This window comes from Megamonas funiformis, assembly GCF_010669225.1.
Taxonomy (GTDB): Bacteria; Bacillota; Negativicutes; order Selenomonadales; family Selenomonadaceae; genus Megamonas; species Megamonas funiformis.
The window spans coordinates 2,062,171-2,073,893 of sequence record NZ_CP048627.1 but is presented as its reverse complement, the minus strand read 5'-3'; the positions used below and the strand labels follow the sequence as shown (position 1 = coordinate 2,073,893).

Annotated in this window: 13 protein-coding genes and 1 rRNA gene; 12 read left to right on the top strand and 2 right to left on the bottom strand. The window is 32.6% G+C overall.

Annotated features, from left to right (window positions below):
- Positions 1-141 precede the first annotated feature (141 nt).
- From GXM21_RS10465 to GXM21_RS10415, 11 genes are all read left to right on the top strand, one after another.
- On the top strand, positions 142-1,095 hold the full coding sequence (locus GXM21_RS10465) for a sugar ABC transporter substrate-binding protein (protein WP_008539780.1): 954 nt from the start codon (positions 142-144) through the stop codon (positions 1,093-1,095).
- Positions 1,095-2,384, top strand: a complete 1,290-nt coding sequence (locus GXM21_RS10460; protein ID WP_008539781.1) for a sensor histidine kinase — start codon at positions 1,095-1,097, stop codon at positions 2,382-2,384. Before GXM21_RS10465 ends, GXM21_RS10460 begins: the two co-directional genes overlap by 1 nt.
- A gap of 29 nt (positions 2,385-2,413) precedes the next feature.
- The gene (locus GXM21_RS10455) at positions 2,414-3,124 is read left to right on the top strand and encodes a response regulator transcription factor (RefSeq protein WP_008539782.1); all 711 of its coding nucleotides are present in this window, start codon (positions 2,414-2,416) and stop codon (positions 3,122-3,124) included.
- Positions 3,117-4,406, top strand: coding sequence for an ABC transporter substrate-binding protein (locus GXM21_RS10450; RefSeq protein ID WP_008539783.1), 1,290 nt, complete (start codon positions 3,117-3,119; stop codon positions 4,404-4,406). Before GXM21_RS10455 ends, GXM21_RS10450 begins: the two co-directional genes overlap by 8 nt.
- A 217-nt stretch (positions 4,407-4,623) precedes the next feature.
- Positions 4,624-5,040, top strand: coding sequence for a PTS sugar transporter subunit IIA (locus tag GXM21_RS10445; RefSeq protein ID WP_008539784.1), 417 nt, complete (start codon positions 4,624-4,626; stop codon positions 5,038-5,040).
- Positions 5,041-5,071: 31 nt separating this feature from the next.
- A complete protein-coding gene (locus tag GXM21_RS10440) occupies positions 5,072-5,563 on the top strand; it encodes a PTS sugar transporter subunit IIB (protein WP_008539785.1) in 492 nt (163 codons plus the stop codon).
- Between the two features lie 35 nt (positions 5,564-5,598).
- Positions 5,599-6,453: a PTS mannose/fructose/sorbose/N-acetylgalactosamine transporter subunit IIC gene (locus GXM21_RS10435; protein ID WP_008539786.1), complete on the top strand. Its 855-nt coding sequence runs from the start codon at positions 5,599-5,601 to the stop codon at positions 6,451-6,453.
- The gene (locus GXM21_RS10430) at positions 6,454-7,290 is read left to right on the top strand and encodes a PTS system mannose/fructose/sorbose family transporter subunit IID (RefSeq protein ID WP_008539788.1); all 837 of its coding nucleotides are present in this window, start codon (positions 6,454-6,456) and stop codon (positions 7,288-7,290) included. It begins immediately after the preceding gene.
- A gap of 16 nt (positions 7,291-7,306) precedes the next feature.
- Positions 7,307-7,576, top strand: coding sequence for a hypothetical protein (locus GXM21_RS10425; RefSeq protein ID WP_008539789.1), 270 nt, complete (start codon positions 7,307-7,309; stop codon positions 7,574-7,576).
- Between the two features lie 102 nt (positions 7,577-7,678).
- Entirely contained in the window at positions 7,679-8,485 is an 807-nt protein-coding gene (locus GXM21_RS10420) for a Cof-type HAD-IIB family hydrolase (protein ID WP_008539791.1), read from the top strand.
- Positions 8,486-8,500: 15 nt separating this feature from the next.
- A complete protein-coding gene (locus GXM21_RS10415) occupies positions 8,501-8,797 on the top strand; it encodes a hypothetical protein (protein ID WP_008539792.1) in 297 nt (98 codons plus the stop codon).
- 60 nt (positions 8,798-8,857) lie between these two features.
- Here the strand turns inward: GXM21_RS10415 and GXM21_RS10410 are convergent, their stop codons facing one another.
- Together GXM21_RS10410 and ybaK are read right to left on the bottom strand one after the other, a co-directional pair.
- A complete protein-coding gene (locus tag GXM21_RS10410; RefSeq protein WP_008539793.1) occupies positions 8,858-9,373 on the bottom strand; it encodes a transcription repressor NadR in 516 nt (171 codons plus the stop codon).
- Between the two features lie 17 nt (positions 9,374-9,390).
- Positions 9,391-9,861: a Cys-tRNA(Pro) deacylase gene (gene ybaK, locus GXM21_RS10405; protein ID WP_008539794.1), complete on the bottom strand. Its 471-nt coding sequence runs from the start codon at positions 9,859-9,861 to the stop codon at positions 9,391-9,393.
- Positions 9,862-10,163: 302 nt separating this feature from the next.
- Between ybaK and GXM21_RS10400 the strand changes: the two genes are divergently transcribed.
- Positions 10,164-11,718 (top strand): 16S ribosomal RNA (locus GXM21_RS10400).
- Positions 11,719-11,723: the final 5 nt, after the last annotated feature.

Genomic DNA, 11,723 nt, shown 5'->3' with positions numbered 1-11,723 from the left:
TGAAATTATTTAGTCTAGTTTTTAAAATACAGTTTTTTTATAAAGTGATTGTATATGTATGTATAAACATAAATACAAATATGACTTTTGTCACTTATTTTTATGCCTAGCTTAATGCTATAATGATAGAAGGTGATATAGATGAAGCGTTTTTATAAGAACATGACATATATAATAATTTTTTTTATGGTATTAATAATTTTTACAGTTACATACAACATATATACGGCACCTGTTGCTAAACATAAAGTTTTTGGTGTTAGTTATATGACCATGAATAATCCATTCTATAAAATAATCAATAATGAGATTTTAAAAGTAGTAGAGAAAAATAATGATACTTTGATTACTTTAGACCCAGAATTAGATGTAGATAAGCAAAATGAGCAGATATATAAATTCATAGACCAAAAAGTAGACGGAATTTTTATAAATCCTATTGATTTTGAACAAATAGAGCCAGCTTTACAGGCAGCAAAAAGAGCAAATATTCCTGTAATTATCATAGACGCCCCAGTTAGTGATGAAAGTTTAGTGAATTGTACGATTGTTTCGGATAATTATGATGCTGGTGTTCAATGTGCAAAAGATATGATGGAAAGATTAGATAGTGCAAATATTGTTCTATTGAAACATACAACAGCAAAATCAGCAAAAGAGCGAATTGAAGGTTTTTTGAGCGTAATTGATAATAATGAAAAATATAAAGTTATAAACGAAGCTGAATGTGATGGGCAATTGGAAATTGCCATGCCTAAAATGCAAGAGATTATAGAAGAAACACCTGATATAGACGTAGTAATGGCGTTAAATGACCCAAGTGCTTTAGGTGCATTGGCTGCTTTAGAAAAGAACAATAAAAATGATGTAATGGTATATGGAATAGATGGCACGCCAGAGATAAAAGCTTTGATTGGCAGAAATCAAATGATAGTCGGTACGGTAGCGCAATCACCTATCAAGATGGGGCAAATAGCTGTAGAAAATATGTATAATATTTTAAATGGCAAAAAAATAGAAAAAAATATAATAATACCTATTTCGCTGATAAACAAAGAAAATTTATTTAAATATGATGAAGATAGGTGGCAATAATGAATAGAACATATGGATTATTTTTCTTTATTGTTAAAAATACGATGTTTATTTTAAATGTGATAATTGTTTTATTTTATGTAGCAGTTATTGCGATTACAACAAAATATATCATTGGAAATGATTTGGCGAGGAGTTTTCTTGATAAAGTAATGTATATGCCTACGGCTCCAGTATATATTATTAGTGGGTCTGTTGGTTTATTACTTTGTTTAGCTTATTGCGTTTATTATCGAGAGTTTAATAATATAAGAAATAAAACAATAAATTACTTATATAGTTTGTTAGAAGTAGTAATTTCAGTAATACTTATTTTTTTAATATATTTATCATATAATGGAATAATTTTATTTGTTTTTTGTGATTGTATGTATCATCTGAAAAAAGGCTTGAAGTATCAAGTCTTATTAGTTGCATTAGGTCTTATATATTTATTGGCAAATTATGAAATAGTTACATATTTTTATACTTTAGTTAATATAGAAGAATATTTCCTAGTCTATGATGCTAGCATAAGAAATTGTTTAATAATCATAAAGAGATTATTAGAAGGCTTTAATATAATATTGTTTATAATTTTTATGATTATTTATATCTTGAAGCAGATACAAGAAAATGAATATATCAGTAAAAAATTATCCATGGTGGCAATGATAAATAAAAAAATGCAAAAATATGTTATTGTTACGGAAAAATTTGGTGAAAAAAATGAACGCAAGCGTTTGGCTAGAGAACTTCACGATACGATAGGACATGCTTTGGCAGGAATGGCTGTGGGCGTTGATGCGTGTATCACTATGATTGATAAAAATCCTCAATTGGCAAAAGCACAATTAAAAGTAATATCCAAGGCTATACGCAAGGGCATGAAAGATGTTAGAAATTCACTAAATAAGATGCGACCAGATTTTTTACAGCAGTATAGATTAAAAGAAGCTATTGAAAAAATGAAAGAAGAGATATCTAATGTAACGGATTTGAAGATAAATTTAAATTATCAGATTGATGAAACTGGTTTTGATACTAAGATAGAAGATATCTTATTTAGAGTTATTCAAGAAAGTATAACAAATAGTATACGACATGGATTGGCTACAGTTGTGGATATTAATATTTACAAAGAAAATAATTTATTGTGTTTAAAAATAAAAGATAATGGTAAAGGTTGTAAGGCTATAAACTATGGTTTTGGTCTAAAACAAATGGTAGAAAGAGTTTCTCAAATAAGAGGCGATATAAATTTTTATAGTGAAAATGGTTTTACAACTGAGATAAAAATACCTTTATAGAGTAAAAATCTTATAGAGAAGGAGAGTTATTGGATGCGGTATTTCCAATAATAATTGCGAAAATGATAAAAGTATTAATAGCAGATGACCAAGAATTGATAAGAGAGTCGTTAAAGATAATTTTAGGCGCACATGATAATATTGAAATTGTTGGTGTCGTAGGCAACGGGTATGAAGTATTAGAAACACTGAAAAAACATAAAGTGGATATTATTTTAATGGATATAAGAATGCCTAAAATGGACGGTGTATATTGTACTAAGCTCGTAAAAGAACAGTATCCAGAGATAAAAATAGTGATATTGACGACTTTTGATGATGATGAATATATATTTAGTGCTTTGAAATATGGTGCAAGTGGTTATTTATTAAAAGATGTGGGCATGGAAGAATTGTATGAAGATATTATGGTTATCTATAATGGCGGAGCTTTGATTAATCCAGATATAGCTACAAAAGTAGTAAGCATGTTTTCTAATATGTCGAGAAATAGAAATTTAATTATTAATGTTGAGGAAAATTGTCTAGATGAATTATCTAAAAATGAATGGAAGATAGTTCAAAATATAGGATTAGGTTTATCAAATAAAGAAATTGCTAAAAAAATGTTTTTATCTGAAGGTACAGTCAGAAATTATTTAAGTTCCATTTTATCTAAATTAGATCTACGAGACCGCACGCAATTGGCTATTTGGGCTGTACAGACAGGTCAAATTGCAAAGGATTTTGATAATGATTAAGAAAGTTATAATAAGTTTTATGGCTATAGTATTTATTTATGTAGCTGTAACAAATATATATACGAATAAAGTAGTAATACATTTAGGTATATTTGTAGGCAATTGGGAATTGCCAAATGGAAATGATTATAAAGTCATAGATGATGCTATAGCTCGTTTTGAAAAATTACATCCTAATGTAGAGATTGAATATGAAAGTGGTATTTTAAAATCTGATTATTCTTTGTGGTTAGCCAATAAAATTGTAAATGGTGAAGAACCTGATGTATTTATGATTGTAGATGAAGATTTTAATACGCTGAGTTCTTTAGGTGTTTTAAAGGATTTAACGGAAGAAATAGAAAATGATAAGAAATTTAATAAAGATGATTATTATGAGAGTACTTTAAAAGCTGGTCAATATGAGCATAAACAATATGCTTTGCCATATGAAAGTAATCCTATGTTGATGTTTGTAAACAAGACTTTATTAGAAAAAGAAAATATACCTATACCAGAAAATGATTGGACTTTAGATGACTTTTATAATATTTGTCAACAAGTTACAAAAGATACTAATGGTGATGGGGCTATCGACCAGTATGGTTGTTATAATTTTAGTTGGTTAAATTCTATGTATAGTCATGGTATAAGATTATTCGATGAAGATGGAAAAGAATGTTTTATCGATCAAGATGAAGCAAAAGAAGCAGTTATTTTCGTAGAAAAATTAAATAAATTAAATCAAGAACATATCATTACGAAGGAAGAATTCAATACAGGTAAAGTGGCATTTGCTCCTATGTCTTTTGCGCAATATCGTACATATAAGCCATATCCTTGGAGAGTAAAAAAATTCTCTGATTTTGAATGGGATTGTATAAAAATGCCGTTGATATCATCTAATGATAAAGGAAGTGAAATTTCTTCATTATTGATGGGAATATCTTCGAGAAGTAAAAATGCTGATATAGCTTGGGAATTTTTGAAAATGCTCACCTATGAAAAAGAAACACAAAAGGATTTATATAAGTATTCACAAGGAATTTCTTCTTTAAAATCAATCAATAAATCAGAAGATATTGTATGCCTTTTAGGTAAGGATAATAAAGAAAATCAGATAAATGTAAATCTTTTAGATGAAGTTATGAATAAAACGTTAGAACATAGTAGATTTAAAAAATATAATCAAGCTTTGAATTTAATTGATATAAAAATTAATGATATGATAAGAAATAAAAACGATATTGATATAGGTTTATTGGAATTGCAAAAGGATATAAATAAGTATTTAAATGAATAATGAGAAATAGTTTTATACTGTTTTTGATGGTAATAGTAGCTTAAAATTCTGTTTTTAGGCTACTATTTTTTATTGTTCATAATGAATGAAATAAAATTGTGACAAATGTAATGCCCATTTTGTGATTGTAGACATATGATTATTTTCGTCAATATTGATAGAATAGTTGATGTAAAGAGAATTATTAGAAAATATAAAAAATAAAGGAGCAACTACTATGAAGTATGTAATATTAGTTAGCCATGGAAAATTTGCAAATGGCTTAAATGATGCTTTATCTATGTTGGCAGGAAACAGAGAAGATATTTTATCTGTTGGTCTTGAAAATGGAAAAAGCGTAGATGAATTTACAGCATTATTCACTGAAAAAGTAAAAGATATTTCAAATGATGATGATGTTATTTTACTAGGTGATATAATCGGTGGTTCACCACTTACAAATGCCACAAATGTTTTAGTTAATAAAGGAATTAAAACAGTTATTTTAGGCGGAATGAATTTACCATTAGCTTTAACAACTGTTTTGATGAAAGACACTGTTTCTTTAGATGAAATAGCAAATCAAGTTTTAGAACAGGCTCGTATGGCTATGCAAGAATTTAAAATAGTAGAAGAGTCTGAAGAAGATATTTAATTTTAGGTAATTATTTTAGGAGGTTTTTATAATGTCAGTTTCATTTATTCGTATTGATGACCGTATGATTCATGGTCAAACTTGTACTCGTTGGGCTAGAGAATATCCTTGTGATGGATTAATCGCTGTAAATGATAAAGCAGCAAAATCCGATGTATTAAAAGCAGCTTATAAAGCAGCTAGTGGTAAAAAAACATTTGTTTGGACTATAGAAGATTTTAAAAAGAAAGCTCAAAAAGTTTTAGATAGCGATACACGTTATTTCTTAATTACAAAAGACCCTATTGATATGAGAAAAATCTTAGTTGAACAAGGTTTTAAATGTGGTATTACAAAAGTAATCGTAGGTCCATGTAATGACCGTGAAGGTTCAACAACACTTGGAAATAATCAGTCCATTACTCAAGAAGAAGCACAAGCTTTAGAAGATATCAGTAAAGCTGGTTATAGCATTGAATTTTCTTTATTACCAGATGTTTCTATTGGTAATTGGGATAAATTCAAAGGTAAATTTGGTTTTTAATTAGATTGTATATAAGATGAAGTGGAGGGAGTTTCATGGAAATAAGTTGGCTCCAAGCCATTATATTAGGTATATTTGCTTGTTTAGCTAGTATGCCTGGTATGGGTGGTACTGTAATTGGTAACTATACATTAGGTCGTCCACTCGTTGGGGGCTTAGTTTGCGGTATTGTTTTAGGTGATATTCAAAGCGGTATTTTAATTGGTACTGCAATGCAGGTTGTATACATAGCACTTGTTACTCCAGGTGGTACAGTTTCTGCTGATGTTCGTGCTGTAAGTTATATTGGTATTCCTCTTGCAATGATAGCTGTTAAATCTTTAGGTCTTGATCCAGCAAGTCCAGCAGGTATTGGTTTGGCTACTTCATTTGGTTCCATGGTAGGTACACTTGGTACAGTTTTATTCTATGGTACTGCTACTATCAACCTTGCATGGCAACATATTGGTTGGAAAGCTGTTGAAGAAGGTAATTTCCATAAATTATATTTCGTAGATATGGGTCTTCCTTGGATTTCTCATATTATATGTTCTTTCATTCCAACTGTAGTTATGTGTTTATATGGTCAAGATGCTGTAGAAGCTATTAAAACTTATTTACCAATGGACGGTATTGCAATGCAGACATTATTCACAGTAGGTGCATTACTTCCATCAGTTGGGGTTGCTATCTTATTAAAACAAGTTGTTAATGATGTTATGGATTTCATTCCATTTTTCTTAGGTTTTGCTTTAGCTGCAGGTTTAGGATTAAACTTAATCGGTGCTGCTATCGTTGGCGGTATGTTTGCAATTATCAATTATAAAATTCAGATGCTTCGCATAGAAGCTAAAAAAGCAGCAGCTAGTGGAGCAACAAGCTATGATGATGACGATGAGGAGGATATTTAAATGGAAAAGAAAATTTCTAAGAAAACACTAAATAAATCTTTTAGAAATTGGTACTATGGACATTTAACATGTTTCTCCCAAGAACATATGCAGACTTTTGGTTATTTATGTGCTATGTTGCCAATTATCGAAGAATTATATAAAACAAAAGAAGAACAGAAAAAGGCAATGCAGACATATACAGCCTTCTTTAATACAGAACCACAGGTTGGTAGTGTAGTTGTAGGTATTACTGCAAGTTTGGAAGAAGCAAAAGCTAATGGCGCAGATGATATCAATGCAGAAACAATAAATGGTCTTCGTGCAGGTCTTATGGGACCACTCGCTGGTATCGGTGACTCCTTGGTAGTAGGTACATTAATTCCAATTTTATTAGGTATTGCAATGGGTCTATCTACTGGCGGTTCTCCAATTGGGGCAATCTTTTATATAATCGTTTGGAACTTACTTATTACTTGGGGTATGAGATTTTTATACTTCAAAGGTTATGAACTCGGTGGTAAAGCAATTGATTTCTTAGTTGGTGAAAGAGCTACAGCTATCCGTGAATCTATCGTAATGTTAGGTACTATCGTAATTGGTGCTGTTGCTGGTACTTGGATTAATATCAGAACAGGCTTCACTATGACTGCCGAAGGTGCAGATAAACCATTTTTAGTACTCCAAGATACATTAAATGGTGTATTCCCTAATATTTTATCAGCTGTATTTGTTATTTTCTGTTGGTATTTATTGACTAAGAGAAATATGTCACCAATTTATGTTATGCTTTTATTAGTAGTTATTGCTTTCGTTGGTGTATTAGTTGGTTTCTTCGATACAGGATTAACTTATTGATGAAAGGTGATTTTTTATGCAGAGCAAAATGAAACAAGCTTATATTGGAGAAATACAATATCAAACGAAGATGTTGAATAATTTAAAAGTTTGGCTTAGAAATATGATAATGCTTTCTTCTATATCATTAATATTGATTTTATTTGGAGATGAGATATATTCTTTCTTATCAACTGTAGGTATAGTATTAATGGTTTTAAGTGTGATAGCTTGTTTGATATTGAGCTTAGGCATAAAAAATGGACAGGATAATATTAATAAATTGATTAACTATATAGAAAAATAACAGCAATAAAAGGCTATGATGAATATAATTTCCCCCATCTAAATATTATTCATCATAGCCTTTTTAGAGTTTAAAATAATTTTAGTTTAAGTGGGTGATGATATGGATTGGAAAATTGTATTTTCAGATATTGATGGAACAGTATTAAATTCTAAACATGAATTATTGACTAGTACAATTGAAGCTGTACAAAAATTAGCTTTAAAAAATATACCATTTGTATTGGTGTCAGCGCGTATGCCTAAAGCTATGAAATTAATTCTTGATGAAATGAATGTAAAAATGCCAATGATTAGTTATGGTGGGGCTTTAGTTTTAGATGAGCAAAATCAAATTTTACATGATGATAAAATTAATAAATTAGATACGAAGGCTATTATTGATGAAATAGAACTATTATGGCCTGATGATGTAGTAATAAATTATTATAGTGATGATAATTGGTTTATAAAAGATGAAGATAATAAAGCTGTAAAGAGAGAAGAAAATATCACTAATGTAAAAGCAAGTCAGGCGGATTTTAAAGAATTGATAAATAAAGATATATTGCCTAATAAAATATTATGTATGACAAAAGCAAATATCAGCTCAAAAATAGAAGCTGTTTTGCAAGAGAAGTTTCCTCAATTAAATATAGTGCGTTCAAGTGATATTTTAATTGAAATCATGAATAAAGATGTAAGTAAAGCAAATGGTATCGAAGTATTATTGCATCATTTGAATATGACACCTGAACAAGCTATTGCCTTTGGGGATAATTATAATGATTTAGATATGTTGAAATTGGTAGGAAGAGGAGTAATTATGCAAAATGCTCCAGAAGAAATCAAAAAACAAATGGAATATATAACAAAGTCTAATAATGAAGATGGCATTTATGAATATCTGCAAAAACTTGATTTAGTATAAGAGGAGATGAAAAAGATGTTATGGGAGAATAGACAATCTAATTATGATAAATATCCTAAAATAAAGATAAAAGAAATAGATGAATTATCTAGTGAAGCTTATGAAGGTTATGCAGATATTGTAAATGTTTTGAATTTAATTGAAGGTGAAGAAGCAATTGTAACTTCACCAGAAAATTTATTTGCTCCATTTGTCGTTCATTATGCAGAAACATTCATAATACCTGAAAATATAAAAGAATATACTATAGCACCATACGGAAAATCTAAAGGGCAAAAAATTGCAACATTAAAAGCTTATGTGCGAGTTTAATTTCTATTCGTAAATAAAAAAGCAAGGATTAAAACATTTGTTTATATCCTTGCTTTTTGTTTAGGCGATTAATATATGAGCCTTATTTAATTCAGTTTTTATTAATTCCAAAGTTTCCATATTAGGAATTTCAATTGTATGATAATGAAGACCTTTTGTTATGCTCATTAAAGCAGAAGCATTTGTTTTTTCTTTTTTTGCCAAAAATAACTGAATATCTCTACGACTATTGATGAAGAGATTAACACGAATTTCACCATATAATGGGTGTTCAACGATAACATCACGGACTTTACCACCATTATCAATGATAATTTCTAATTCTGTTTGTAAATTATCATCATTATGTTGGCAGGCTATAGTGGCGAGTTGTTCTTCTTTTGCTTGGTCGTGAGGTAGTAAATATCCTCTAGGTGTAGCAAAGATATTATGACCAGAAGCTCTTAAAACGGTAATATCTCCGACAATAATCTGTCTACTGACTTTAAAGATATTGGCTAGTTCTGAGCCAGTGATTGGCGTATTAGTTTGTTTTAACGTATAAAGGATTTGTTCACGTCTTTCATCTGTATTCATATAAATCACTTTCTTTTTTATTTAATTAAATCGGCAACAGTAGCATTAACAGCTTTTATTAAATCTTGTGGTGCAAGTAAAATCTGTTCTCCGCGCACACCTGCACTGATAGCTATTTTAGGCCATTTCAAAGCTGTTTCATCAATGAATACAGGATAAGCTTTTTTTGCACCAAGTGGAGAACAACCACCACGCACATAACCAGTTAAAGGCAATAGTTCTTTAAGATGTATCATTTCTACCTTTTTAAAATTAGCAACTTGAGCAAGTTTTTTTAGATGCAATTCATCATCACCAGGGATACAAGCCATGATGATATCATTTTTATCACTTCTAGCTACTAAAGTTTTAAATACAGTTTTTATATCCATATTTACATCTTTAGCAACATGGATAGCACTTAAGTCATTTAAATCTACTTTATATTCTTTTAGTTCATAATCTATCTTTAAGCGGTCTAAAATGCGAGCCGCATTAGTCTTTTTCATAATGATATCCTCCTAAAAATATTAATGAATATAGCTATTATTATAGCATTTAGAAAACTTTTTTAAAATATTTTATATTTTTTTCAAAAAAAGTGTTGACATTTATTTGAAATCGGGTTATTATATAGAAGCTGACTCACGGAGACAGCAACAAGCAAGAAATGTTCTTTGAAAACCAAACAATGCACAATATGTTTTCTAACATAAACGAATGTGCGGTATCTGCTTTTTATAGCAGATTACCTAATAAATTCTTTTTAAACAGATAATTAAGAGCCAATCGGTTCTTCGAAAAATAATTTTTTTTGGAGAGTTTGATCCTGGCTCAGGACGAACGCTGGCGGCGTGCTTAACACATGCAAGTCGAACGGGGTGTTTATTTCGGTAAACACCAAGTGGCGAACGGGTGAGTAACGCGTAAGCAATCTACCTTCAAGATGGGGACAACACTTCGAAAGGGGTGCTAATACCGAATGAATGTAAGAGTATCGCATGAGACACTTACTAAAGGAGGCCTCTGACATAAGCTTCCGCTTGAAGATGAGCTTGCGTCTGATTAGCTAGTTGGTGAGGGTAAAGGCCCACCAAGGCGACGATCAGTAGCCGGTCTGAGAGGATGAACGGCCACATTGGGACTGAGACACGGCCCAGACTCCTACGGGAGGCAGCAGTGGGGAATCTTCCGCAATGGGCGAAAGCCTGACGGAGCAACGCCGCGTGAACGATGAAGGTCTTAGGATCGTAAAGTTCTGTTGTTAGGGACGAAGGATAAGGATTATAATACAGTCTTTGTTTGACGGTACCTAACGAGGAAGCCACGGCTAACTACGTGCCAGCAGCCGCGGTAATACGTAGGCGGCAAGCGTTGTCCGGAATTATTGGGCGTAAAGGGAGCGCAGGCGGGAAACTAAGCGGATCTTAAAAGTGCGGGGCTCAACCCCGTGATGGGGTCCGAACTGGTTTTCTTGAGTGCAGGAGAGGAAAGCGGAATTCCCAGTGTAGCGGTGAAATGCGTAGATATTGGGAAGAACACCAGTGGCGAAGGCGGCTTTCTGGACTGTAACTGACGCTGAGGCTCGAAAGCTAGGGTAGCGAACGGGATTAGATACCCCGGTAGTCCTAGCCGTAAACGATGGATACTAGGTGTGGGAGGTATCGACTCCTTCCGTGCCGGAGTTAACGCAATAAGTATCCCGCCTGGGGAGTACGGCCGCAAGGTTGAAACTCAAAGGAATTGACGGGGGCCCGCACAAGCGGTGGAGTATGTGGTTTAATTCGACGCAACGCGAAGAACCTTACCAAGACTTGACATTGATTGAAAGACTTAGAGATAAGTTCCTTCTCTTCGGAGAACAAGAAAACAGGTGGTGCATGGCTGTCGTCAGCTCGTGTCGTGAGATGTTGGGTTAAGTCCCGCAACGAGCGCAACCCCTATACTATGTTGCCAGCATTTCGGATGGGAACTCATAGTAGACTGCCGCGGACAACGCGGAGGAAGGCGGGGATGACGTCAAGTCATCATGCCCCTTACGTCTTGGGCTACACACGTACTACAATGGGATGAACAGAGGGAAGCGAAATCGCGAGGTGGAGCGGATCCCTAAAAGCATCTCTCAGTTCGGATTGTAGGCTGAAACTCGCCTACATGAAGTCGGAATCGCTAGTAATCGCAGGTCAGCATACTGCGGTGAATACGTTCCCGGGCCTTGTACACACCGCCCGTCACACCACGAAAGTCATTCACACCCGAAGCCGGCTAAGGGCCTATGGTACCGACCGTCTAAGGTGGGGGCGATGATTGGGGTGAAGTCGTAACAAGGTAGCCGTATCGGAAGGTGCGGCTGGATCACCTCCTTTCTAAG

Bases quoted from the DNA above. Each gene is read 5' to 3' on its own strand.
- GXM21_RS10415 (WP_008539792.1), top strand. From the start codon at position 8,501: ATGTTATGGGAGAATAGACAATCTAATTATGATAAATATCCTAAAATA.
- GXM21_RS10460 (WP_008539781.1), top strand. From the start codon at position 1,095: ATGAATAGAACATATGGATTATTTTTCTTTATTGTTAAAAATACGATG.
- GXM21_RS10410 (WP_008539793.1), bottom strand. From the start codon at position 9,373: ATGAATACAGATGAAAGACGTGAACAAATCCTTTATACGTTAAAACAA.
- GXM21_RS10425 (WP_008539789.1), top strand. From the start codon at position 7,307: ATGCAGAGCAAAATGAAACAAGCTTATATTGGAGAAATACAATATCAA.
- GXM21_RS10420 (WP_008539791.1), top strand. From the start codon at position 7,679: ATGGATTGGAAAATTGTATTTTCAGATATTGATGGAACAGTATTAAAT.
- GXM21_RS10430 (WP_008539788.1), top strand. From the start codon at position 6,454: ATGGAAAAGAAAATTTCTAAGAAAACACTAAATAAATCTTTTAGAAAT.
- GXM21_RS10465 (WP_008539780.1), top strand. From the start codon at position 142: ATGAAGCGTTTTTATAAGAACATGACATATATAATAATTTTTTTTATG.
- ybaK (WP_008539794.1), bottom strand. From the start codon at position 9,861: ATGAAAAAGACTAATGCGGCTCGCATTTTAGACCGCTTAAAGATAGAT.
- GXM21_RS10445 (WP_008539784.1), top strand. From the start codon at position 4,624: ATGAAGTATGTAATATTAGTTAGCCATGGAAAATTTGCAAATGGCTTA.
- GXM21_RS10435 (WP_008539786.1), top strand. From the start codon at position 5,599: ATGGAAATAAGTTGGCTCCAAGCCATTATATTAGGTATATTTGCTTGT.
- GXM21_RS10450 (WP_008539783.1), top strand. From the start codon at position 3,117: ATGATTAAGAAAGTTATAATAAGTTTTATGGCTATAGTATTTATTTAT.
- GXM21_RS10440 (WP_008539785.1), top strand. From the start codon at position 5,072: ATGTCAGTTTCATTTATTCGTATTGATGACCGTATGATTCATGGTCAA.